This is a genomic window from Leisingera sp. ANG-S5 (genome assembly GCF_000813925.1).
Lineage (GTDB): Bacteria > Pseudomonadota > Alphaproteobacteria > Rhodobacterales > Rhodobacteraceae > Leisingera.
This window is the reverse complement of sequence record NZ_JWLH01000009.1, coordinates 1-23208: the sequence shown is the minus strand read 5'-3', so window position 1 is coordinate 23208 and position 23208 is coordinate 1. Positions and strand designations below refer to the sequence as shown.

The following is a 23208-nucleotide window of genomic DNA, read 5'->3' as shown; positions in this document are numbered from 1 at the left end:
TCTTTGTATTGGTAATGATGATCCAGTCAAGGCAGGCTTTTCCCGCACCTGGGAGGAAGATCAAAGTGCTGGAACAAAAGATTGCCGGGATGGATTTGTGGCATCTCGCGCTGCCCGTCTTGTCGCGCCGCGACCATGGGATCGGGTCTGTTGAGGGCTCCTGCGAAGTTGTGATTGTCCGGCTGCGCAGCGAAGGCGGCGCCGAAGGGTTTGGTGAGGCCTCGACCTGGTCGGTTTTCACCGGCACGCCCGAGGCCAGCCTTGCGGCGCTGGACCGCTACATCCGGCCGCTGGTGGAGGGCCGCCGGGTGGCGGACCGCGCGGCGATCATGGAGGATGCGGCCAAAGCCGTGGCCCATTGCACCGAGGCCAAGGCGGCACTGGAAACCGCCCTGCTGGATCTGACCGGCCGGATTGCCGGGGTTCCGGTCTGGGCGCTGCTGGGCGGCAAGTGCCGCGGCACCATCCCGCTCAGCTGTTCGATTGCCGATCCGGATTTTGAGAAGGACGTGGAGCTGCTGCACCGGCTGCGCGCAGACAAGGTTGGGCTGATCAAGCTGAAGACCGGCTTCAAGGATCACGCCTTCGACATCATGCGGCTGGAACGGATTGCCAGAGACTTCCCCGAATTCCGGGTGCGGGTGGACTACAATCAGGGCCTCAGCATCGAGGACGCGCCTGCGCAGGTCCGCGATGTGGCGGAGTTCAAGCCGGTTTTCATCGAGCAGCCGGTGCGGTTCCACCACTTTGGCATGATGGCAAAGCTGCGCCAGATGATTGATGTGCCGCTCTTGGCGGACGAGAGCGTATTCGGCCCGGAGGACATGGTGCGCGCGGCACGCGAGGGCATCTGCGATGGTGTCTCGGTCAAGATCATGAAATCGGGCGGCCTCAGCCGCGGTCAGACGGTGGCGCGGATTGCGGCGGCCAACGGGCTGTCGGCCTATGGCGGCGACATGTTCGAAGCAGGGGTGGCGCATCTGGCAGGCACCCACATGATTGCGGCCACGCCAGAGATCCGGCTGGGCTGCGAGTTCTACCAGGCAAGCTATTTCCTGAAAGAGGACATACTGGAGACCCCCTTCCAGGTCGTCGACGGTCAAGTGGTGGTGCCGGACGGACCGGGCCTGGGCATCAAGCCGGATGTTGAAAAGCTGGACCGTTACGCGGTCTCAAAGAAGGTCGCGGCATGACGGCGGGAAAGAAAACCGTTGCCATCATCGGCGCCGGCATTGTCGGCGTTTCGGCAGCGATTGAGCTGCAACGTGACGGGCATCAGGTGATCCTGATTGACGGCAAGGGGCCGGGTGAAGGCACCAGCCACGGCAACGGCGGCATTCTGGCCTCCTGCTCCATCGTGCCGGTCACCGGGCCGGGGCTATGGAAGAAAGCGCCGAAGATGCTGCTGGACCCGGAGCAGCCGCTGTTCATGCGCTGGGGGTACCTGCCGAAACTGGCGCCATGGCTGATGAAATACATGGGCCATGCCAATGCAGCCGATACCGCCCGCATCGCTGCGGCACTGGCGCCCATCGTGGGGGATTCGCTGGCCGATCATCAGGCACTGGCGGCAGGGACCGGGGCGGAGCGGCATTTGAAATCCTCTGACTATCTGTTCCTCTACAATGACCGCGCGCATTTCGGCGAGGATGCCTTTGGCTGGGGGTTGCGCAAGAAACACGGTTTCCAGTGGGATGAGTTGGAGGGAGCGGAGTTCCGGGCCTATGACGGCATCTATTCCCAGGACATCACCTTTGCCGCGCGGCTGAAGGACCACGGCATCATCACTGACCCCGGCCAGTACGTGAAGGACCTGGCGGCCCACGTCACCGGCAATGGCGGCCGGCTGATCAAGGCCTTTGTGACGGACGTGGCGCGCGAAAACGGCACGGTGACCGGCGTGCGCGCAGGCGGCGAGACAATCCCCTGCGACGCGGTTGTGGTGGCCACCGGCGTTTGGTCCAAGCCGCTGGCAGAGAAACTGGGAATTTCCGTACCACTGGAAGCAGAACGCGGCTATCATCTTGAATTATGGGAGCCTTCGGCGATGCCCAAGGCCCCTGTGATGGTAGCAGCGGCCAAATGCGTGGTGACCCCGATGGAGGGACGGATCCGGATTGCAGGCATTGTGGAATTCGGGGGGCTGGAGGCCGGGCCGTCGAAAGGCCCGCTGGAGCTGTTGCACAGGAATGCGCGCCGCATCCTGCCGGGCGTCACCTGGAGACACGAAGAGGAATGGCAGGGCGCCCGACCTGCCCCGGCGGATTCAATCCCGGTGATTGGGGAAGTTCCCGGCCTGTCCGGCGCCTACGTCGGTTTTGGCCACCACCATATCGGCCTGACAGGCGGACCAAAGACTGGGCGCCTGCTGGCGCAGATGATTTCGGGCCGAACCCCGAACATGGATATGAGCGCCTATGACCCGGCGCGATACGCGATCTGATACCAACCAGTGCCCCATAAGGGGCCGCAACCACAACAGGGAGTAAATGATGAAGAAACTGACCAAACTGCTGGCCGCCACCGCGCTGACCGCAGCCGCCGCCCTGCCCGCTGCGGCTGAAACTTGGGACATGCCGATGGCCTATTCGGCGTCCAACTTCCACTCTGCAACAGGTGCCGAGTTTGCCGAGTGTGTGACCACCGGCACCGGCGGCGAGATCGAGGTTAAGACGCATCCGTCGGGCTCGCTGTTCAAGGGCGCTGACATCAAGCGCGCGGTGCAGACTGGCCAGGCCCCCATTGGCGAGCGTCTGCTGTCCGGCCACCAGAACGAAAACGCGCTCTTTGGCTTTGACTCGATCCCGTTCCTGGCGACCTCCTTTGATGACAGCGACAAGCTGTGGAAGGCGGCCAAGCCCTCCATCGAAAAACTGCTGGCTGAGCAAAACCTGACCCTGCTTTACGCTGTGCCGTGGCCGCCGCAGGGCCTGTATTTCAAGAACGAGGTGAATTCGGTGGCCGACATGAAAGGCATCAAGTTCCGCTCCTACAACAACGCCACCTCGCGCCTGGCGGAGCTGACCGGGATGCTGCCGGTGACCATCGAGGCGGCCGAAATCAGCCAAGCCTTTGCCACCGGTGTGGCGGAGTCGATGGTCTCCTCCGGCTCCACCGGGTATGACCGCAAGGTCTGGGAAAGCCTGAACTATTTCTACGAAGTGGATGCCTGGCTGCCCCGCAACTACGTGTTTGTGAACTCCGATGTCTGGAACGGCACCTCCGAGGCGAACCAGAACGTGATCAAGGGCTGCGCCAAGCTGGCCGAATACGCGGGCAACTGGCGCGCCAAGGAATACACCGGTTTCACCCTGCAAGGCCTGCGCGATGGCGGCATGACCGTGGGTCCGGCGTCCGAGCAGATGGTAGGCGAATTGAAGGAAATCGGCGTCACCATGACCAATGAGTGGCTGGAAGCGGCCGGCGAAGAAGGCAAGGCCATCGTCGACGCCTTCCGCGCTGAGTAATCAGACAAATTGGTACGGGCGGCGCGGCAGGTGCCGCCCGTAGTCTTATAAGAATAATGCCGATGGGGATGCTATGACTGTGCTCAGGGGGCTGCGCTCCGGACTGGATTTTCTCTACCTTGCGGCGGGGGTGCTGGCCGCGCTCTGCCTGATTGCCATTCTGGGGCTGATCGTGGTCCAGATGCTGGCCCGCTGGACCGGTGAGGTCTTCCCCGGCGCGCCGGATTACGCAGGCTATGCGATGGCCGCTGCGTCCTTCCTGGCCTTTGCCAATGCCCTGAACCGCGGCAGCCATATCCGGGTGTCGATCCTGCTGAACGCCGTGCCCGAAGGTTTCCGCCGGGTGCTGGAAATCTGGTGTTTCGGCATCGGCACCGCGGTGATGTGGTACTTCTGCTTCTACGCCTACCGCTTTGTCTACTGGAGCTGGAAGTTCAACGACGTGAGCCAGGGTCAGGACCGCACGCCGCTGTGGATCCCGCAAAGCGCCATGCTGATCGGCGCGGTTATCCTGGCCATCGCCCTCACCGACCATTTGTTCCACGTGATTTTCCGCGGCGATCACCGCATCACCCGGGATCTCGAAGATCAGAGCCACGCGGAGTAAGGGCCCATGGAAAACATCTCAGTCATCATTCTCTTCCTCTTCGTGCTGTTCACGCTTCTGGGCACCGGCGTCTGGGTCGGCCTCGCGCTGATGGGAGTGGCCTGGGTCGGCATGGAGCTGTTCACCACACGGCCTGTGGGCGACGTGATGCTGACCACGGTCTGGTCGGCTTCCTCCAGCTGGACCCTGACGGCGCTGCCGATGTTTATCTGGATGGGCGAAATCCTGTACCGGACCCGATTATCCGAGGACATGTTCAAGGGCCTCAGCCCCTGGATGGCGCCCCTGCCCGGCGGGCTGGTGCACACCAATATCGTCGGCTGCACGGTATTTGCCGCGGTCTCCGGCTCCTCCGCCGCGACGCTGACCACGGTGGGTAAGATGTCCATCCCGGAGCTGCGCAAGCGCAACTACCCCGAGAAAATGGTGATCGGCACCCTGACCGGCGCGGCCACCCTGGGCCTGATGATCCCTCCGTCGCTGACGCTGATTGTCTATGGCGTCACCATCAATGAATCGATCACCAAGCTGTTCTTTGCTGGCATCCTGCCGGGCCTGGTGCTGGCGGCAATGTTCATGGGTTATGTGGCGATCTACTCCAAGATCGGAAAGGACTGGAACCCCACGCAAGAGGCCAAGCTGACCTTCGCGCAAAAGGTCAAGAACTCCCGCTTCCTGGCGCCGGTGATTGCGCTGATCATCGTTGTGATCGGCTCGATGTACCTGGGCTTTGCCACCGCAACCGAGGCGGCCGCCTTCGGCGTCATCGGCTCGCTGCTGCTGGCACTTGGCCAAGGCTCTCTGAATTGGAAGACCTTCACCGAGAGCCTGATGGGCGCCACCCGCACCAGTGCGATGATTGCATTGATCCTGGCGGGCGCGGCCTTCCTGTCGCTCTCGATGGGCTTTACCGGCCTGCCGCGCGGGCTGGCAGACCTGATTGCTGGATGGGAACTGTCGCGCCTGGAACTCCTCATGGTGCTCTTGGTGTTCTACATCGTGCTCGGCTGCTTCCTCGACGGCATCTCCTCGGTGGTGCTGACCATGGCAGTGGTGGAGCCGATGATCCGCCAGGCCGGCATCGACCTCATTTGGTTCGGCATCTTCATCGTGGTGGTTGTGGAAATGGCGCAGATCACCCCGCCGATCGGTTTCAACCTGTTTGTGATGCAGGGCATGACCCACCACGAGATGAGCTATATCGCCCGTGCCGCGATCCCGATGTTCCTGATCATGGTGCTGATGGTGTTTGTGCTGATCGCCTTCCCGGAGCTGGCAACCTACCTGCCGAATAACCTCAGGCCGGGACCGGTCTAACCTCATGCTCCGCGCGCTCGCCTTTGCTGCCCGGCACGGGCGGGCCGCTTTGGTCCTTGGGCTTCTGGCCGGGCTTTTGCTGCCCGGTCTCGCCGCTGCGCTTCAGCCCTGGCTGCCGCAAATGGTGGCCGGGCTGTTGTTTCTGAACGCCTACCGCATCGGCCTGCGCAAAGCCGCAGGCGGGCTGGCGGACGGTATCGGCACGCTGAAGGCCATCACCCTTCTGCAAGTCGCCCTGCCGCTGCTGGCTCTGGGGATTGCCGCGCTGTTCGGCGTTGCGCAGACCCCCGCCGCTGTGGCGCTGATCCTGATGCTGAGCGCCCCCTCGGTGACCGGCAGCCCGAATATTACCGCGCTGATGGGGCACGCACCGGAACCGGCCTTCCGCCTGCTGATCACCGGCACCGCGCTGATGCCGCTGACGGTGATTCCGGTGTTCCTGCTGGCGCCCGGCCTCGGCGATCTGGGCGAGGTGCTGCGCGCCGCCGGACGGCTGATCGGCGCGATTGGCCTGACGGTTGCGGCAGCCTTTTTGCTGCGCCGCCTGACCCTGCCGCAGATGCGTGAGGACCAGGCCAAAGCCATCGACGGGCTGACCGTGATTGCGCTGGCAGTGATTGTGGTCGGGCTGATGGCCGCGCTGGGGCCTGCGCTGCGGATGGACCCGCTGCTGGTCCTGCAGTGGCTGGGATTCGCTTTGGCGGCCAACCTGGGCCTGCAGGCACTGGTGTTTGCAGTATTGCGACGCCGCGCGGGCAGTGGCGCGGTGCCCGTTTCCGTTGTCGCCGGCAACCGGAACTTTGCCCTCTTCCTGATCGCCCTGCCCGCGGCCACAACCGATCCGCTGCTGATCTTTCTCGGCTGCTACCAGATCCCGATGTACCTGACTGCGATCCTGATGAAGCCGCTTTACGGCCGCGCTGCGCTCAGGACAGGAAGGTGACCCCCGGCATGTGCCGGATCAGCTCGGCATCCGCCACGTAGCTTTCGCTCATGTCGTCCACCAGTGCCTGCGACCAGCCGGGAAGGTCGATTTCCTCCTCGATCTCCGCCTCGTCGTGGAAGTAACTCAGAAACAGCGCACGCACCCGCTCCCTCTGGTCTTCCGACAGCCCGGGGCGGCTTGCCAGATAAGCCTCCAGCCGCTCGTATCCTGCCTCGGAGATGATGCCGCGGGTGATGTCCAGCTCACCGCTGAAGCGAAAGCCCTCCCCAAGGCCGGTTACATGACCCAGGATGCTGGGCCAGATCACCGGTGTTTCCTCATTGCACCAAACGGTAATGCGGCAGCCGGGATTGCGGTCCTGAATGTCCTCGACAACCTCCGACCACCGCAGATTCAGAAAATCGGTGTCCGACGCAAACTGCTTCCAGGTGCGTCCGGACTGGGACTTGAACACCGGCCCGACCAGAGTGGCCGGGTTGCGCAGGCCCAGGAAAAACTCGCAAGGGTTCCCGGGAAACAGGCCACGCAGGGCTGCTGCGTTCTTGCCTGCATTGCGGTACAGCCTGCCGCCGTTCAGCATCCAGCCCGGCACACCCAGAAAACTGGAATTGGTCAGGATGATCCGCGATACCGCCTGATCCTTGACCAGCCCGGCCAGCAGGGCCTCGCGCTCCTGTTCCGTGACGAACTCCTGATCCTGCTTGCGCAGCAGCTGGTTGAGCGCACTCATGTAGGTGCCAGGGCGGCGGATCATGACACCCCGCTCCAACAGCGGTTGCGCGTCCTTGCGCAGCGACCAGGTCAGCTGGCCGTTGTCGGTATTGGGCGCGCCGACGTGAAAGGCGAGGGTGATGTCCCGTATGTCCGTATCTGCCTGGCTCATTTTCCTGTCCGGCCTTTGCCCGGTATTTGCTCAGCAGCGCATTGGAAGCCTGCCGCGGGTCCCTTTGTGCGCGTCATAGCCGCTCCTTCATCCGGCGGAAGAACCGGTCGTCCCGCTGGCGCAAGATATACGCGCAGACCTGCTTCGCAAGCCCCGGATGGCCGCGGTCAAGTGCCAGATTGGCAAGCTCCCTTTGGAACCGGGGGAAACTGTGGCGCTTGCGCAAAAGGCGATGAAAGCGGTGCGGGGTCAGCTCGCCGGTAATGGCGCCGCGGGCAATCTCCTGCAGAATACCCATCTGCTGCAGTGAGGAGCCCAGCCTGTGCCCCAGCAGCGGGCAGCGCCAGAAGGTGACATTATCGCCGGTGAACCGCGCCGCATGGCCCGCATCCGGCGCCACGTAGGGGTCGAACATGATGTGCACCTCCCCTGCCCCCTGGCTGGCCTGCGCCGCATCGCCGAAGGGGCCGGAAAAATCCCGGTCCCAAACCTTCTTGTAGCGCATTTCCCAAGGCACGATGGTCTTGTCCAGCGTGGACTGCGGGCTGATTGCAAACACCGTTGAGCCCGGCGCCGCCGCGGCAAACGCCGCCGCCGCATAACCGCCCATCGAGGCACCATAGAACACGACGCGGGAAAACTGCGCAAAGAACCCGCTGTCGCACAGTTCCTCAAACTTGCGGGTGACTTCCTGATGGCGGAACCAGGTCCAGCCGTTGGCCATCACCCCCAGCATTGACCAGCCCTGCGCCTCGATAAAGCTGAAGCCCCAGGGCCGGCGGTCATCCCGCTTGGTCATCGCAATGTCGAGATTGTCGAACGTAACAACCAGCGTGCTGCCGCGCGGCATGAACAGGAAAGAGTGCTCTTCCAGCTCATCGAAGAAGCCTTCCTTGCCGGCCAGCTGCCGGGCCACCTTGGACCACTCTCCGGAAGGCGGCAGCACCTCCTGCGGTTCGGCGGACAAAATTGCCAGACCGTTGCGGTCCGCTTCCGGCGGCAGCAATGTATTGCAGCTGCCGTAGGCCTTCAGGAACGGATAGCTGCCAGACCCCTTGCGGATTTCTATCACCATCCGGCTCAGCGGGTGCAGCGCCCGGTCCAGCATCGGTTTGATGTTCTGGATCTTGTGGCGGACGCCAAAGCTGTTCAAGGCCAGGATCACGTCATACTGCCGGGCTTTGCCTGCTGAGTTTGCGGTCCGGATGGCATTGCGGTCTACCCCGCCCTGCTCCAGCCGGGCCAGCCAGCCCTGCACACGTGCCTCATCCAGAGGTTTTGGCTGCCCCTTGCGGTCGAGGCTGACCAGATCAATGCTGCATCCATAGCGCCGGTGCAACAAAATGCACAACTCCGGCGCCTGGCCGTTGATATCGGCGACCGTCAAAACATCATCCACATCCAGCGCGGGCAGCACGGTTCCGATGTCGAAAATGTCACTCAGCATGGGTATTCAACTGTCTTTCAATGGCCAGGCGGCCCAAAGACGGCCGCGAGCTGGACTTGGCAAGCGCTTAACTGAAAGGCGTTCCCTCGCCACCCAATACACGCAAAAGGTTAATGGCCCGGTTAACTGTCAGGACCCCTGTCCGGTTCGGGTCAGCACTGTGGAGTACTTGCCGTGCTTGGCCAGCACATCGACAACGCCGAAATCTTTCATCGCACCGATGCCGCCTGATCCCTTGCGGATATCCAGGACAATGCCGCCGCCGTCATTGATCTGGCTGCGGAACAGTCTGTCATAGGTGCTAACGGGATAGTGGAAGCCGCAGGACGCCAGGCTGATCACCAGATCAAACGTGCCAAGTGCAGGAATATCCCCGGTTTTGGGGTTGCAGACGGTAATCTGATCAGACGGGACACCGTTTTTTTCCAGAAATGCGCGGGCGGTATCCAGGCTTGCATAGCCTGCAGCGTCACCCTGAAACCCGAAATGCCGGCTGCTGCTTTCTTCGATATCAATCAGTGCGATGCTGCAGCCGTAGCGGCGGTGCAGCAGCAGGCTGGAAAACGCATAGCCGCAGCCGATGTCGGCAGAGCGCTTGGGAGCGATAGCATCAACCGCCTCCAGGAAATGCGCGCATTCGCGTTCAGCTATGCGCAGTGCGCCATGCAGGATCGCATCCCGGTTCGTGCGGGCTTCGTCCAGCAATAACTGCTCACCTCCCGCCAGCCAATCGCGGATTGTCTGGCCGGAACTTGCCAGTTCCGTCCGCTGCAGAAGAATGTTGGCCACGTCCTGATCGCTGAACATGGAAAAATCCAGCGTGGCCGGATCGACAGGCTCCGCCTGTTCTTGTTCTGCCTCCGGCGCGGGCTGCAGCAGGTGGCGGGTTTTTTCGGCATCAATCCCGTGTTTGATCAGCAGCTCATGCACATAGCAGCCTTCGGCCGGAACCCCGCCGTATTTGGCCGAGATATTACGGAACCGGCGGCCCCAGAAATGGATCGACAGCGTGTCGCTGCGGATGTGTTTGCCGGCCTGGTTGCGACGGTTCGGATTCAGCACCACTCCAGCCTGCTTGAACGGAACCGGATAGATCACATGGCCCGGCCGCGAGTTTGAGACCTCTCCGGTTTCCTGCAGGAACCAGGTCAGCGCATCCGGCCCCCAGACGCCCCAAGGCAGCAGCGACACATGCACGCCCTGCCCCGCGTCTTTCAGTGCCTGCAGTTCAGCCTGTTTTTCCGCGCTGTACCACGGCGGGATGGGGTATTCGTCGCTGGTGAATTTCAGCATTGCTTTCAGCGTCTTGGACGTCTTCGGCAACCGCAGCACACCATTGTTGACCATCGGCTTGTTGTCGGAAATCCAGCCGTGGAAATGCTTGCCCTTGATGTCCCAGGGCTGGCAGCAATAGGCATCGGTGTCGGCCCAAACATAATCCGTCTGCTGCAGCATATGCAGGCGGAACACATCCGCATGATAGGCCGGGCTGCCTGTCTTGGCGTGGCGGATGATGCGATCTGCGGGCAGAATATCGTTGGCATCCGCTACCTGAACGCCATCCGGCACCCCCTTGACCTCATCATAGGTGAACAGGATCACCTCGTGGCCATTGTCGAGAAAGGACTTCAGGCAAAGCTGTTCCAGCCAGCTCAGCTCAGGGCCAACCCAAAGTGACGCAATGGCCGGAAGTGCCATGATACCTGCCCCTTATTCTACCCAATACATTGGCGCCTAACCGCGCCTTTTTGTTAACGAAAATTACCGCGCTTGCTGAACGCCTGTCAATCTGCCGGGATCTGGAAACCTCAATGTGTGGTTTCGCCGCGCTCCACGGTGAACCAAAAATCGCTGCCCGGTTCCTTTTCGGCAATTTCATCCGGGATCACACCTGGGCCGCTGAGAAAGACATTGGCGCCGAAATGCGCGTGCATCCGGGACAGTTTGCAGAGCTTGTCGCTGGTCAGCTCGTGAAACAGCGCGATCATATCCTCCCGGGTCTTCAGTTCCTCGATCTTCTCGCGGTGCTTGCGGCATGAGTATTCATGCGCCGCAGCGATGTCCGGATCTGCCAAAAGCCGCGCCATCTCAGCTTCCAGCGCCGGGATCATCCGCTGGATTGTGCGCTCCTCTTCGGCGTTGTTGTTCATCCGGAACCAGTAGGACAGCCCCTGGTCGCGGTCGACATGGTTGACCCGGCCGCGGTCGCGTTTGACCAGAAAGCTCTCAGCACTGCGCACAGCGTAGTGGTTGAGCTGCACCAGATCGTAGCCGTAGGTGCTCATTGACGAGCGCCAGCCATTGCGGAACATCTCCCGTGGCATGTCCTGCCCGGAACCGTTGACCCAGCGGATGTCCTCCCACAGCTGCGGCTTCAGGCCCTTGGGCCGGTGCACCCCCAGCTTCTTGAAGATGCCGGAATTGCGGAACAGCGTCTTGAAGCCCCAGGCCTGATGCGGCTTGCGGGTGATCTCATGCGCGCAGCGGGTGAATTCCCGGGTGATCAGATCGCCGGTAAAGTCGCGCACATCGTTGTTGCCGAACAGCCGCCAGGTCATCGCGATCATGTTGGCGTCATCCACCGCCTCGAACAGATCCGCCAGCCGCCCGTCACCGCATTTGATGTTGATGAACTCGTCCACATCCATGCAGATCAGCCAGTCTGCGTCCCGGATGACCGGTTCTTCCTCCGCCGCTTGCAGTGCCGCATGCTGCGGCTTCAGATCCGTGCCCCTGAACGGGTTTTCACGGTGCTGCACGATGCCCTTCTCCTGCAGCATCTGCAGCATCGTGTCGGTGCCGTCGGTGCAATCGTTGGTGTAGACAAGGAAATCATCCACCCCGATTGCCCGGTGATAGGCCAGCCATTCCAGAATGAACGGCCCCTCGTTCTTCATGGTCGTAACGATAGCCGTCCTGGGCTTGCCGCCTGAACGCTTGACCGCCTGCTCTTCAGGAATGCGGACGGGTTTGGCATTGAAGTATCTGGTGGCCAGGTCCAGCAGTTCAGGTGTTTCAACAAGGCTGGTCTTGGGCACGATTTTCGAGACTGTATCTGCGGGGTGGCGCAAGGCCATGCAGCGGTAGAACCGGGCATCCTGGTCAGGATCAGGGTCTGCACCGACAACCCGGATCAGCCGCCAGATGCAGCCCGCTGGCGCCTTGGCCGGCGCCAGGCACCAGCGCGGCCGCAGCCCGGAAGCGTCGAACTGGATGCAGATGTGATCGCCAAAGGCAGGCTCGTCTCCCTTGCGCACCCGCCAGGGATAAGCCTGCACACCGCCCAGCTTCAGACAGCCGGAGGGGGCGGCTACCGCGCGGTCAAAGACATTCATCCCCTCGCCCGGCGCGAGAAGGTCGAACAGGTCGATGTTGGCCACAGCGCGGGCCCGCGCCAGGAACCGCGCGCGCAGGATCTCATAGATCAGGAACTCCCCCAGCGGTGCGCTCCAGGGGTCGGCAGGCGGGATCTCCATCCGGTCCTTGCCCGGGGCGCCAGGCACATTAAAGGGATGCGCTTCCGGCGGCAGCCCCTCCTTGCCCAGGGGCAGGCCGGAATGCACCACCACAACCCGCTCAAGCCCGCCGATGTCTTCCGCAAGCTCTTGCAGTGCATGAACAAAACGGCGGCTGTCCCGGGGCCGCGCCCTGTCAAATATGACGGCCCCTTGCATACCGTGCTGCGCCGCATGGAACCGCAGCCATTCCGCCGCGGCTTCTGCCGTTTCTCCGTTGCGGACTGCTGCCAGGACGTTCAGCCCGGCAAACAAACCGGTCTCATCCGGCTGCAGCGGAACCAGCTGCTGCTCTGCGTCAGCCGAAAGACTTACCGCGCTGCTGGCACCGCTGACCGGAATATCCAGAACCGGTGCACCACCAAAATTGTGCAGCACCGTTCCGGCATGGGATGACATGGCCGCGGCAACGTCGCGCGGGGAACCCGATCTGAAGAACAGCCTGGCGGTCCGGCCTTCCGGACCTGCCATTTCCACGGCATCCAGCAGTTCCGCCCCGGCAAGCGTCAGTGCGCTGAGTTCACGTTCGAGGACTTTGCCGCCGCAATTCCCGGCATCTGGACTGGACATACTGCTGCATCACGCTGTGAAATTCTTGGCCCCGGGCATAAGTGTCCGGAGCGGTCCCCTTATAGCCGGTCCGCGGAAATGCAGGAACCGGCAATTGCCGCTGGCCACCCGCATCAGGCCAAGCAGTTGATATAAGGGCAACAGGCGTTCCATGCACACACAGGAAACCGGAGCTTGCAGCAGTTTTTTCAGAGAGAGATGATGGTGCGGTCGAGAAGACTCGAACTTCCACTCCGGTTAAGGAACAGCGACCTCAACGCTGCGCGTCTACCAATTCCGCCACGACCGCACTGTCTTAGGCTTGGTGTAGCGGCGTATAGACCAGCACGAATGCGATGTGAAGCCGAAAATCATCTTTTTTGCGCGGAATATCCAAGCTCCCGCCCTATCCGGGTTAAGCGCAGGAAAACAGGGGCGCAATTCGGCTGCCAAGACCGCGCGACAGCCCGGGGCAGGCGTTGAATAACCCAAATGAAAGCGGCCGGCACTTTTGCCGGCCGCTTACTGTTCCGGTCAGCGGAGAAACCGCTATTCAGAACCGAAGGTCGGCAGTGCAGCACCGCCGCCGGACGCCTGCACCGGCTGCACACGGCCGCCTGCCAGTTCGCTTGAAGCCGCCTTGATCAGTTCCGCGCGGCCGGACTGGCCTGGTGCGAATACAGGCTCGGCACCGCTTTCAAGCGCGATCACTGCCATGCTGTACCATTCCTGCGCCTTCTTCACCGCGTTCGGTGCGCCGAAGCCCAGCGCCAGGTGGTGGCCGATCAGCTCTGCATAGGGGCGCTGCCCGGTGCCGGTCAGGATCAGCGCCGCGCCCAGTGCCACATCCATGTCGTCGCGCCGGTAGCCGGAGAACAGGCAGATCCCTGCCGTGTTGGACAGCTGCTCCAGCGACATGCCGGATTGCAGCACAAATTTCTGCACATCCCCCATCACTTCGCCGCTGCCAGCGCTGCCGAGCTTGGCCAGATAGGGTTTCAAGGCCGGGCCGAAGGCATCGCACTGGCTGTCGATCTGCGCCTGTGAGGCTCCTGCAACCTTACCGGCCCGGGCTTCACCTGCGTTGATGGCATAGGTGCGGGCCAGACAGAACTGCTCACCCAATGCCAGTTCCGGGTCGTTCATGCTGTCGGCGGTCATGAATCCGCCGTTGGAACTGGTCAGCAGGCTCACCTTGCTGCAATAGCTTGTAAGCGAGGCGCTTTGCTCTGGCTGATCGAACAGGGTTATGCCGCCCAGGGCCGCATTTTCCTGCCCCGAGAAAGCCATCACTGTGCTGCGGTTCTGCGCGGCCTGAACCGGCGCGTCCGGGCCGGTATCCGCCATCCTGCAAGTGCCCTGATGGCAGGCGAAGCTGGCCGGGGTCACGCCGCGGGCCAGGAAATCGTTGCGCTGGTACCCTTGCGGCGTCGAAGCAAAGACCATCACCGAACAATTTGACGCGCCGCACCAGAACGAGCTGCCGGAGACTGAGGTATCCAGCACATAATCGTTGCGGCCGTCGCCATTCAGGTCTGCCAGCTGCATGAAGCCGGTGCGCTGCAGCAGCTGTTCGCCGGTCGGTTCGGAGCTGGCGGCAATTTCATCCACCGCGTGGCTGACTTCTGGCGGCAGCCCGCCATAACCGCCGCTGGCATAGGTGCTGCCTGGAGCGCGGATGCCTGCGGCCTCATCCCGCCAGGTGTGCAGCACACCGCGCACGCCCTGCGGGCCTTGCATCGCCTTGATAACCTGCGGGCCGCCAACCTGGGCCCGGTTGTAGGAGCTGACCAGGAAATTTCGCTCATACGGTGCCAGATGGCCGGTGGCCGGATAGCCCATGTGGACCTGGTACTGGGTAATGGCCGCACGGGACCGGCGGCCCAGCACCCCGTCCGGGGTTCCCGAATTAAAGCCGAAATAGTTGAGCGCAACCTGGGTTTCCCGGTTTTCAGCCCGCGCCGCCGAATAGGTTGGTGCGCGCCTGTAGGTAGTGGCGGCGCGGCGCCGTTGCTTGTTCTTGTGGACTTCATTGACAATGACGCCGCCGATCACGGCGCCGGCAATGGCGGCCCCCAATTCGTCCGCGGCTGCAGGACTGGTGACGGATGTTGCCAGAAATGCGGCGGTAAGGGCCGGCTTGAGCGGCTTGATAAACATGATACGCGCCCCCTATGGATACTCGCTATGGAATCAGGATACTCCACAGAAAGCACTGGCACCTAGGGGTTTTCCGGCCAATTTTATCCGCCCCCCTTACAAACGATGGAAGAAGACGGCATCGGGCATGGTTGAGTGGATCACATCAGACGGTTTAGTCGAGTATGATCAAGCGGTTGCCTTCATGGAGGAGCGCGCTGCGGCAATTGCTGCCGGATCGGCGGAAGAATGCATCTGGCTGGTTGAGCACCCGCCGCTTTACACAGCCGGCACCTCTGCCAAACGTGAAGACCTGACAGATCCCGAACGTTTCCCGGTCTATGAGAGCAAGCGCGGCGGCCAGTACACCTATCACGGGCCGGGACAGCGGGTGGTCTATGTGATGCTGGACGTGGGCAAACGCGGCCACGATGTGCGCCGTTTTGTTCAGCAGCTGGAAAGCTGGGTGATCGCGGCTTTGGATGAGTTCAACATCAAGGGCCACATCCGCGAAGGCCGGGTCGGCGTCTGGGTCGAGCGGCCTGAAAAGCCGCGGACCCTTGCGGGCAGTATGGCTGAGGACAAGATTGCCGCCATCGGAATCCGCTTGCGGAAATGGGTGAGCTTCCACGGCATCTCCATCAACGTTGAACCGGAACTGGAACATTTCACGGGCATCGTTCCCTGCGGCATCACAGAATACGGGGTGACCAGCCTCGTGGATTTGGGGCTGCCGGTGACGATGGCAGATGTGGATGTCGCCCTGAAACGCAGTTTCGCGCAGGTCTTTGGACGCTGACCTCAACTGTCTGCTACGGACGCAAGATCCTGCAGCGCTGTCAGCACCAGCTCCGGGAAAGTGTAGAACAGGAGTGCTCCGGCATCCTGGCTGATGCACAGCCTGGCATCCGGCAGGCCGCCCAGCATCTCGCGAACAGCGGAGAGCGGCGCAATGTGATCCTCTCCTCCATGTACAAACACCGACCGTGTATTCTTGCCCGGCACCACCGCCTGCACCCCTTGCCGCAGCATCTGAACATCAGCCAGGAATCCCGCGCCGCCCTGTTCCTGGAACAGCCGCTGACTTTGCTGAAGCAGCTGCAGAAGGTCCAGCTGCGACAGCATGGCCCGCTCCTTGCTGCCGCTGCGGGTTTGCATCCGCAGCAGGGTCTTGGGCCCGTACCAGTGCAGCGCTGCGGCCCAGCCTTTCATCAGCGCGGGCAGCATCCAGCTGGCGCGGGCGGCGGCCAGCGCGACCAGCCATGCGTAGCCGCTCAGACCGGAGAACTGCCGGGGCGAACTGATGGCGCAGTTTGAAGCAGCTGCCACCAAACCGGCAATCCTGCTGTCCAGGCGGCGGGCTGCCTGAAAGCCATAAAGCGCACCTCCGCGATGGCACAGCAGCACAGGGCGCTGCAGGTTCTCGTGCGCCATCAAAGCAGCCAGCTGCTTGACAAAGGCATCAGCGGGATCCTCTTCGCGTTTCAGCGGCACCGATCCGCCATAGCCGCGGCGCATCGGTGCATAGACCCTGAACCCCAACGTCCGCAACTGCGGCTGCAAGCGCTGCAGCGGTGCAATCCCGTCCAGCATCCCATGCACGAAAATCACCGGCTGGCCAGTCTCTGCCCCTAGCCGGAAGTATTGAGAGCGCTGGCCCGAGCTGTCTTCGAAGGTCCCGGATGGCGGCAGCAGGTCACCCTTGGCAATAGCCAGATCCCGGCTGTGCTCGTTCATCAGGAAGGCGGCCAGCCGGACCAGCTCCGCCGGGCCTGGCGCTCCCGCTTGCTCAGCGGCCTGCTCCAGCCTGCCCCCCACCTTGCCGCCGCCCCTGGCTGCCGCGTCCCTTAAAGGCTCGAAGCCCTGCTGCTGCAAACCCAAAGCAGCCGCAACCGGCGCCGCAGCGTCGGTGGCCCAATCCCCCTCCAACCGCTCAGCCATGACCGCAACGCCGCCACCGTTCAGGCGAACCGGGCGGCACAAAAATTGCTCTCCGGGGCCGCAGGCCGCAAGCAGCAGGACATCGCGCCAGGAGAAATTCCCGCTGCGCACGTCCTCAAGGTAATTCTGCCAGTGTTCCGCTGCTGCTGGTGTTAGCCCCAGCGCTGCAGGAATTGCCATGCCGCCAGCCAGCTGGCGCGCTGCCCGCTGCGAGGCATTCAGAAGACCTCCGCCTGCGTTCGCATCCACCAGAAGCCAGAACCGGGTGCAATTGCCCGAATACGCGCCCGGGTGCGGCCGCCCCGCCCGCTGCCATTGCTGCTCCTGGATCCCGGCCGCCCGTGCGAAATGCGCTTGCAGCACCGGTGCGGTCCTGAGCCGTCCTTGCTGCATGCGGCCCGGAGAAGGCGCAACCGGACCATCATGCGGGCCGGGCATAAACCGGTCGAATTGCTCTGGCCGGATCATCGTTTCATAAATTGCGGCCACGACCTGATCCTGCGACAAGGTCTGCGCACGGCACAAGAGCGTCACCCCGCCCCTCCAATACTGCTTTAACGTCAAAGAGACCCTGCGCCCGGCAAGCATTCAGCAAGCGCACAGGCGAGTGCAGACCTTCTGGCCCGCATGTTTCAGGCGACATGCCTGTAAACTAAAAATGCCCGGCTGATGCCGCCCGAAACCAGGCAGGCATTCCGTGCCGGTCTACCCCAATTCTTGGGTTCCCATACGCTTGGGCGCGCGCGCCCTCTTTGACCTACAACCAATTTGCGAAACAGCTATGATCAAATTCAACTAAAATTCAACATTTATTTCAGATGCATAAATTCGCATCAGAAAACACCGCAGAACCTCTGCGGTGTTCTTGCATTTCAAAATGCAAAGGAGGAGAACGTCAGCTGTCCGCCAGCGCCGCGCGGATCTTTTCCGCCTGGGCCTGGATCAGGTCCATGTCGCCCATGGTGCCCGGCGGGCGCAGCCGGTCGCCCTCGTGCCGCGGCAGCACATGCATGTGCAGGTGGAACACCTCCTGCCCGCCAGCCGCCTCATTGAACTGCTGCACGGTGACCCCGTCCGCGCCGAACGCCGCGATCACTGCCTGCGACAGTTTCTGCACCGTCTGCATCACTGCGCCCAGCTGCGCCGGGCTGGCATCCAGGATATTGCGGCAGGGGGTCTTGGGGATAACCAGCAGATGCCCGTCTGCGCGTGGCATGATATCCATGAAGGCCAGGGTATCGTCATCCTCATAAACGCGGGTGGACGGGATCTCCCCGCGCAGGAGCTTGGCAAAAATATTGTCGGGGTCATAATCAGGCATGCGTCCGGGCTCCTTGTTCTGGCTTTCCCCGGTTGTGCGCGCGCCCCGCCCCCAGGTCAAGCCGTCTGAGCCGGGCAAATCCCAGGGCATTCAAGCCCCTGCGGCAATAAATCTTGATCCAGATCAAACTCCGCCATTGAAGGCCCCGGCAGGCCACACTAAAACTCGCAAGGAATCCAGGCCGCCCGGAGTCCGTCTCCGGGGGCCTTTCGTTATGCAGCAGGAGGCACCTAAATGGCAGACGCAGCCATTCATGGTCACGGCCACGAGGACGAGCGGAGCTTTTTCACCCGCTGGTTCATGAGCACGAACCATAAGGATATCGGCATTCTTTACCTGATCGTCTCGGCGATTGCAGGTCTCATCTCCGTCATCTTCACCGTCTACATGCGGCTGGAGCTGATGGATCCCGGCGTTCAATACATGTGCCTTGAAGGCGCGCGCCTGTTCGCAGACGCCGCTGCGGAATGTACTCCGAACGGCCACCTCTGGAACGTGATGATCACCGCCCACGGCATCCTGATGATGTTCTTCGTGGTGATTCCGGCCCTGTTCGGCGGTTTCGGCAACTACTTCATGCCGCTGCAGATCGGCGCACCGGACATGGCGTTCCCGCGGATGAACAACCTGTCGTTCTGGATGTATGTCGCAGGCACCTCGCTGGCGGTTCTCTCGGTTGTCTCCCCGGGCGGCAATGACCAGCTGGGCTCCGGCGTCGGCTGGGTTCTGTACCCGCCGCTGTCCGTGAACGAAGGCGGCTACTCGATGGACCTGGCGATCTTCGCCGTGCACGTCTCGGGCGCCTCCTCGATCCTGGGTGCAATCAACATGATCACCACCTTCCTGAACATGCGCGCCCCGGGCATGACCCTGTTCAAGGTGCCGCTGTTCTCCTGGTCGATCTTCGTCACCTCCTGGCTGATCCTGCTGAGCTTGCCGGTTCTGGCCGGCGCCATCACCATGCTGCTGATGGACCGCAACTTCGGCTTCACCTTCTTTGACGCGGCAGGCGGCGGCGACCCGATCCTGTACCAGCACATCCTGTGGTTCTTCGGCCACCCGGAAGTGTACATCGTGATCCTGCCCGGCTTCGGCATCATCTCCCACGTCATCGCCACCTTTGCGCGCAAACCTGTCTTCGGCTACCTGCCGATGGTCTGGGCGATCATTGCGATCGGCGTTCTGGGCTTCGTCGTGTGGGCGCACCACATGTATACCGTCGGCATGTCGCTGAACCAGCAGGCCTACTTCATGCTGGCCACCATGGTGATCGCGGTTCCGACCGGGGTTAAAGTGTTCTCCTGGATCGCAACCATGTGGGGCGGCTCGATCGAGTTCAAAGCACCGATGATGTTTGCCTTCGGCTTCCTGTTCCTGTTCACCGTTGGCGGTGTGACCGGCGTGGTGCTGAGCCAGGCGGCTGTCGACCGCGCCTATCACGACACCTACTACGTTGTGGCTCACTTCCACTACGTGATGAGCTTGGGTGCGGTGTTCGCGATCTTCTCGGGCATCTACTTCTACTTCGGCAAGATGACCGGCCGCCAGTACAACGAGCTGGGCGCACAGATCCACTTCTGGCTGTTCTTCATCGGCGCCAACCTGACCTTCTTCCCGCAGCACTTCCTGGGCCGTCAGGGCATGCCGCGCCGCTACATCGACTACCCGGAAGGTTTTGCCTACTGGAACAAGATCTCGTCCTATGGCGCGTTCATCTCCTTCGCTTCGTTCATCCTGTTCTTCGGCGTGGTGATCTATTCGCTGCTGCGCGGCGCCCGCGTCACCCAGAACAACTACTGGAACGAATATGCGGACACCCTGGAGTGGACCCTGCCCTCCCCGCCGCCGGAGCACACCTTCGAAATCCTGCCCAAGCAGGAAGACTGGGACCGCTCGCATTCGCACTAAGCGGCTGAGAAGCTGATACAGAAAGGCCCCGGTGCTGATGCTCCGGGGCCTTTTTCATACCCGCTTGTCCGGATAAATGGCCGCAGTGGAATTTCCGCCCTTCCGGCACATCATTCATAGAGCGCTCTCCCTCTTCAGGCCCGAACCTATGCCCTACAATTGGATCCGCCCGCAGTCTGGCGCCGAGCGTGAACTGCACCTCTGGCCGCACCAGTCGCTGCCGCCCAAGGGGTACGCGCGTTTTATTGGCGTCACTGCAGCTTTGATCTGCGTGCCACTGTTGCCGCTGCTGGGATCCTTCCTGCTCTGGGGCCTCCTGCCATTCCTGCTGCTGGCGCTGTTCGGCATGAAATGGGCGCTGGACCGCAGCCGCCGCGACCACCAGATCCTCGAAGTGCTGACCCTCACCGCCGAGGAAGCCCGGCTGGAGCGGATCAACCCGGACGGCAAGCGGCAAAGCTGGCGCTGCAACCGCTACTGGACCCGCGTCGAGATGCACGAGCATGACGGCCCGGTGCCCCATTATGTCACCCTGCAGGGCGGCGGCCGCGAGGTGGAAATCGGCGCCTTCCTCTCGGAAGAAGAACGGGTCGCGCTCTACGGCGACCTCAAAGACGCCCTGTCCAGCTAGCTGACATAAGAAAGGCCCGCGATGCGGGCCTTACGCTTCTTTCTGGTCTCAAATACCCCCGCCGGAGGCAGCACGCGCCAGCGTGCCTTCCCTCAGCAGTCGCCCTTGCTGCAGAGCTGATCCTTGACCATCGGGCCGGCTTTGCCGAAATCCATCTGGCCGGTGTATTTCGCCTTCAGCGCGGCCATCACCTTGCCCATGTCGCGAATCGATTCGGCGCCGGTCTCCGCAACTACCGTCTTTACCGCCTCAGCCGCCTCCTCGTCGCTCAGTTGCTGCGGCAGGAATTCCTCGATGACGGCGATCTCGCCCAGTTCCCGCTCCGCCAGATCCAGCCGCCCGCCTTCCTCATAGGCGTGGGCGCTTTCCTTGCGCTGCTTGGTCATCTTGCTCAGAATGGCGAGGATTTCCTCATCTCCGATGCTGGTTTCCTCGCCATCGGCGCGGGCAGCAATTTCGCGGTCCTTGATCGCAGCATTGATCAGCCGCAGCGTACACAGCCGCTCCGCCGCCTTGTCTTTCATCGCCTGCTTCAGGGCCTGATTGACCCGAGTGCGCGTATCCATATGCAAAAGCATCCCCATGGTTGCCGGACACCGATGGTTATCCATTCTTATGCAGCTGTGCAAGTTTACAGTAAACTTTCCATTCCTGTCCCCGCGTCAGCCTGCCCGCCTCTTGCAGGCTTGACCCGCATGGGCGCTCCCCTTACAAGCCCATGAATTTTACCCGCATGGAGACTCGCGCAATGGCCGCTTCCGCCCCGACCAAGCCCACCGCATGCCTGGCGCTCGCTGATGGCACCGTCTTTTACGGCACCGGTTTCGGCGCGACCGGCGACACCGTGGCCGAGCTCTGCTTCAACACCGCGATGACCGGCTATCAGGAGATCATGACCGATCCCTCCTATGCCGGCCAGATCGTCACCTTCACCTTCCCGCATATCGGCAACACCGGCGTGACACCTGAAGACGACGAAACCGGCGATCCCGTTGCTGCGGGCATGGTGGTGAAATGGGATCCGACGCTGGCCTCCAACTGGCGCGCCACCGAAGAATTGAAGGACTGGCTCACCCGCACCGGACGCATCGCCATCGGCGGCATCGACACCCGCCGCCTGACCCGCGCGATCCGCCAGCAAGGCGCGCCGCATGTCGCGCTGGCCCACGACCCGGAGGGAAACTTCGACGTTGAGGCGCTGGTCGCCAAGGCCCGCGGCTGGTCGGGCCTGGTCGGGCTGGACCTGGCCAAGGACGTCACTTGCGCGCAAAGCTACCGCTGGGACGAGATGCGCTGGGCCTGGCCGGACGGCTATGCCCGCCAGGAAGCGCCCAAGCACAAGGTTGTGGCTGTTGACTATGGTGCCAAGCGCAACATCCTGCGCTGCCTCGCCTCCGCGGGCTGCGACGTGACCGTGCTGCCCGCCACCGCCACCGCCGAGGAAGTGCTGGCGCACAATCCCGACGGCGTGTTCCTGTCCAACGGCCCGGGCGATCCGGCGGCCACTGGCGAATACGCGGTGCCGATGATCCAGGACGTGCTGAAAGCTGACCTGCCGGTCTTTGGCATCTGCCTCGGCCACCAGATGCTGGCCCTGGCCCTGGGCGCCAAGACCGTCAAGATGAACCACGGCCACCACGGCGCCAACCACCCGGTCAAGGAGCATTCCACCGGCAAAGTGGAAATCACCTCGATGAACCACGGCTTTGCGGTGGATGCGCAGACCCTGCCGGAGGGCGTCGAAGAATCGCATGTCTCGCTGTTCGACGGCTCCAACTGCGGTATTCGCATTGCCGGCAAGCCGGTGTTCTCGGTGCAGCACCACCCCGAGGCCAGCCCCGGCCCGCAGGACAGCTTCTACCTGTTCGAGCGCTTTGCCGACGCGATGGCAGAACGCAAATCTGCGTAAAAAATCGGCCGGCCATGCCGCTCTGGCGGCATGGTTAACACCGCATTTACCAACTCTTAACCCCCCGCCGCCAGCCTGAACGCCTCTGGTTTCAGTGTTGCGGACGGGCGATGGGTATTGTGTCACAGCCGCTGCGGCAGCTCCGGCCGCCGCAGCAGGGAAAGCTCCCGCAGCAAGGGCTGCCGCCGGATGCGCCGCCGCCGGTAGACAACAGCAGCATGATGAAGGCTCTGGTGCTGCGGCAGCACCAGAAAGCCGCGCTTGGACGGGTGCTGGTTGCCGAAGGGCTGGCAAGCGAGGACCAGGTCCAGGACACATTGTCCCGCCAGTACCGGATGCCCCGCGCTGACTTGTCCGGCCAGATGGCCAACTCCCGGCTGCTGGCCTGCAAACCCGCGCGGTTCTGGCTGCGCCACTGCGCGGTTCCCTGGATGCAGCTGGGCCGGACCGTCACAGTGGCGGTTGCCCCCCCCCCCCCGGTTTTGACCCCCCCGCAGGGAACGCGGGGCAGGTTTCCCCCGGGCACCCCCGCTCTGGGCCGTGGAAGCCCCATTACAGCCCCGCTTTCCCCCCCTTTCTGCCCCCCCCCCGTCCCCCCGGCGCGCCGCCCCCCCCCGCCTTTGCCGGG

General features: G+C 62.6%; 20 protein-coding genes and 1 tRNA gene. 11 read left to right on the top strand and 10 right to left on the bottom strand.

Going from position 1 to position 23208, the window contains the following annotated elements:
- Positions 1–65: 65 nt before the first annotated feature.
- The 6 genes from RA25_RS13930 to RA25_RS13905 all read left to right on the top strand — a co-directional run bounded on the left by RA25_RS13930 (position 66) and on the right by RA25_RS13905 (position 6334).
- Complete coding sequence (locus tag RA25_RS13930) at positions 66–1193, top strand: enolase C-terminal domain-like protein (protein WP_446720378.1); 1128 nt, start codon at positions 66–68, stop codon at positions 1191–1193.
- Entirely contained in the window at positions 1190–2443 is a 1254-nt protein-coding gene (locus RA25_RS13925) for an NAD(P)/FAD-dependent oxidoreductase (protein ID WP_039173271.1), read from the top strand. The genes RA25_RS13930 and RA25_RS13925 overlap by 4 nt, the downstream gene beginning before the upstream one ends.
- A gap of 49 nt (positions 2444–2492) precedes the next feature.
- Entirely contained in the window at positions 2493–3467 is a 975-nt protein-coding gene (locus RA25_RS13920; RefSeq protein WP_039173435.1) for a TRAP transporter substrate-binding protein, read from the top strand.
- A 73-nt stretch (positions 3468–3540) separates the two neighbouring features.
- The gene (locus RA25_RS13915; RefSeq protein ID WP_039173269.1) at positions 3541–4074 is read left to right on the top strand and encodes a TRAP transporter small permease; all 534 of its coding nucleotides are present in this window, start codon (positions 3541–3543) and stop codon (positions 4072–4074) included.
- Positions 4075–4080: 6 nt separating this feature from the next.
- Positions 4081–5391, top strand: a complete 1311-nt coding sequence (locus RA25_RS13910; RefSeq protein WP_039173267.1) for a TRAP transporter large permease — start codon at positions 4081–4083, stop codon at positions 5389–5391.
- 4 nt (positions 5392–5395) lie between these two features.
- The gene (locus RA25_RS13905; protein ID WP_039151693.1) at positions 5396–6334 is read left to right on the top strand and encodes a hypothetical protein; all 939 of its coding nucleotides are present in this window, start codon (positions 5396–5398) and stop codon (positions 6332–6334) included.
- Here the strand turns inward: RA25_RS13905 and RA25_RS13900 are convergent.
- From RA25_RS13900 to RA25_RS13875, 6 genes are all read right to left on the bottom strand, one after another.
- Positions 6318–7220 (bottom strand): hypothetical protein, encoded by a 903-nt coding sequence (locus RA25_RS13900; RefSeq protein WP_019298418.1) that lies wholly within the window; start codon positions 7218–7220, stop codon positions 6318–6320. The genes RA25_RS13905 and RA25_RS13900 overlap by 17 nt on opposite strands.
- Positions 7221–7293: 73 nt before the next feature.
- Entirely contained in the window at positions 7294–8667 is a 1374-nt protein-coding gene (locus tag RA25_RS13895; protein ID WP_039173265.1) for a hypothetical protein, read from the bottom strand.
- A 129-nt stretch (positions 8668–8796) separates the two neighbouring features.
- Positions 8797–10365, bottom strand: coding sequence for a class I SAM-dependent methyltransferase (locus tag RA25_RS13890; RefSeq protein ID WP_039173262.1), 1569 nt, complete (start codon positions 10363–10365; stop codon positions 8797–8799).
- Between the two features lie 110 nt (positions 10366–10475).
- Entirely contained in the window at positions 10476–12752 is a 2277-nt protein-coding gene (locus tag RA25_RS13885) for a glycosyltransferase family 2 protein (RefSeq protein ID WP_039173260.1), read from the bottom strand.
- A gap of 202 nt (positions 12753–12954) precedes the next feature.
- A tRNA-Leu gene (locus tag RA25_RS13880) sits at positions 12955–13041 on the bottom strand.
- A 239-nt stretch (positions 13042–13280) separates the two neighbouring features.
- Positions 13281–14891, bottom strand: a complete 1611-nt coding sequence (locus tag RA25_RS13875) for a peptidoglycan-binding domain-containing protein (RefSeq protein ID WP_019298400.1) — start codon at positions 14889–14891, stop codon at positions 13281–13283.
- Between RA25_RS13875 and lipB the strand changes: the two genes are divergently transcribed.
- Positions 14797–15669 (top strand): lipoyl(octanoyl) transferase LipB, encoded by an 873-nt coding sequence (gene lipB / locus RA25_RS13870; protein WP_342586133.1) that lies wholly within the window; start codon positions 14797–14799, stop codon positions 15667–15669. The genes RA25_RS13875 and lipB overlap by 95 nt on opposite strands.
- Positions 15670–15671: 2 nt before the next feature.
- Here lipB and RA25_RS13865 read toward each other — a convergent pair whose 3' ends face one another.
- The gene (locus RA25_RS13865; protein ID WP_241477418.1) at positions 15672–17345 is read right to left on the bottom strand and encodes an alpha/beta fold hydrolase; all 1674 of its coding nucleotides are present in this window, start codon (positions 17343–17345) and stop codon (positions 15672–15674) included.
- Between the two features lie 361 nt (positions 17346–17706).
- Entirely contained in the window at positions 17707–18132 is a 426-nt protein-coding gene (locus tag RA25_RS13860; RefSeq protein ID WP_029205061.1) for an HIT family protein, read from the bottom strand.
- Positions 18133–18366: 234 nt separating this feature from the next.
- Here RA25_RS13860 and ctaD point away from each other — a divergent pair, with 234 nt between their 5' ends.
- Together ctaD and RA25_RS13850 are read left to right on the top strand one after the other, a co-directional pair.
- Positions 18367–20040: a cytochrome c oxidase subunit I gene (gene ctaD, locus RA25_RS13855; RefSeq protein WP_019298396.1), complete on the top strand. Its 1674-nt coding sequence runs from the start codon at positions 18367–18369 to the stop codon at positions 20038–20040.
- Positions 20041–20188: 148 nt separating this feature from the next.
- Positions 20189–20671 carry a DUF2244 domain-containing protein gene (locus RA25_RS13850; protein ID WP_039151708.1) on the top strand — a complete coding sequence of 161 codons (483 nt, stop codon included), beginning with the start codon at positions 20189–20191 and terminating at the stop codon, positions 20669–20671.
- Between the two features lie 92 nt (positions 20672–20763).
- On the opposite strand, the gene RA25_RS13845 is transcribed toward RA25_RS13850, so the two are convergent.
- Positions 20764–21237 (bottom strand): GatB/YqeY domain-containing protein, encoded by a 474-nt coding sequence (locus RA25_RS13845; protein ID WP_029205060.1) that lies wholly within the window; start codon positions 21235–21237, stop codon positions 20764–20766.
- A gap of 182 nt (positions 21238–21419) precedes the next feature.
- Here RA25_RS13845 and carA point away from each other — a divergent pair, with 182 nt between their 5' ends.
- Positions 21420–22580, top strand: a complete 1161-nt coding sequence (carA, locus tag RA25_RS13840; RefSeq protein WP_039173253.1) for a glutamine-hydrolyzing carbamoyl-phosphate synthase small subunit — start codon at positions 21420–21422, stop codon at positions 22578–22580.
- Positions 22581–22702: 122 nt separating this feature from the next.
- On the opposite strand, the gene RA25_RS23305 is transcribed toward carA, so the two are convergent.
- Positions 22703–22996 (bottom strand): hypothetical protein, encoded by a 294-nt coding sequence (locus RA25_RS23305; RefSeq protein WP_039173248.1) that lies wholly within the window; start codon positions 22994–22996, stop codon positions 22703–22705.
- Here RA25_RS23305 and RA25_RS23300 point away from each other — a divergent pair.
- On the top strand, positions 22916–23208 hold a 293-nt coding region (locus tag RA25_RS23300; RefSeq protein WP_446720381.1), incomplete at its 3' end, for a GspE/PulE/PilB domain-containing protein. The two genes, RA25_RS23305 and RA25_RS23300, sit on opposite strands and share 81 nt — an antisense overlap.

What these genes read in the sequence shown, in the direction of transcription:
- RA25_RS13925 (WP_039173271.1), top strand. Translation starts at nt 1,190, where the DNA reads ATGACGGCGGGAAAGAAAACCGTTGCCATCATCGGCGCCGGCATTGTC.
- RA25_RS13920 (WP_039173435.1), top strand. Translation starts at nt 2,493, where the DNA reads ATGAAGAAACTGACCAAACTGCTGGCCGCCACCGCGCTGACCGCAGCC.
- RA25_RS13915 (WP_039173269.1), top strand. Translation starts at nt 3,541, where the DNA reads ATGACTGTGCTCAGGGGGCTGCGCTCCGGACTGGATTTTCTCTACCTT.
- RA25_RS13910 (WP_039173267.1), top strand. Translation starts at nt 4,081, where the DNA reads ATGGAAAACATCTCAGTCATCATTCTCTTCCTCTTCGTGCTGTTCACG.
- RA25_RS13905 (WP_039151693.1), top strand. Translation starts at nt 5,396, where the DNA reads ATGCTCCGCGCGCTCGCCTTTGCTGCCCGGCACGGGCGGGCCGCTTTG.
- RA25_RS13900 (WP_019298418.1), bottom strand. Translation starts at nt 7,220, where the DNA reads ATGAGCCAGGCAGATACGGACATACGGGACATCACCCTCGCCTTTCAC.
- RA25_RS13895 (WP_039173265.1), bottom strand. Translation starts at nt 8,667, where the DNA reads ATGCTGAGTGACATTTTCGACATCGGAACCGTGCTGCCCGCGCTGGAT.
- RA25_RS13890 (WP_039173262.1), bottom strand. Translation starts at nt 10,365, where the DNA reads ATGGCACTTCCGGCCATTGCGTCACTTTGGGTTGGCCCTGAGCTGAGC.
- RA25_RS13885 (WP_039173260.1), bottom strand. Translation starts at nt 12,752, where the DNA reads ATGTCCAGTCCAGATGCCGGGAATTGCGGCGGCAAAGTCCTCGAACGT.
- lipB (WP_342586133.1), top strand. Translation starts at nt 14,797, where the DNA reads ATGGCGGCCCCCAATTCGTCCGCGGCTGCAGGACTGGTGACGGATGTT.
- RA25_RS13875 (WP_019298400.1), bottom strand. Translation starts at nt 14,891, where the DNA reads ATGTTTATCAAGCCGCTCAAGCCGGCCCTTACCGCCGCATTTCTGGCA.
- RA25_RS13860 (WP_029205061.1), bottom strand. Translation starts at nt 18,132, where the DNA reads ATGCCTGATTATGACCCCGACAATATTTTTGCCAAGCTCCTGCGCGGG.
- ctaD (WP_019298396.1), top strand. Translation starts at nt 18,367, where the DNA reads ATGGCAGACGCAGCCATTCATGGTCACGGCCACGAGGACGAGCGGAGC.
- RA25_RS13850 (WP_039151708.1), top strand. Translation starts at nt 20,189, where the DNA reads ATGCCCTACAATTGGATCCGCCCGCAGTCTGGCGCCGAGCGTGAACTG.
- RA25_RS13845 (WP_029205060.1), bottom strand. Translation starts at nt 21,237, where the DNA reads ATGGATACGCGCACTCGGGTCAATCAGGCCCTGAAGCAGGCGATGAAA.
- carA (WP_039173253.1), top strand. Translation starts at nt 21,420, where the DNA reads ATGGCCGCTTCCGCCCCGACCAAGCCCACCGCATGCCTGGCGCTCGCT.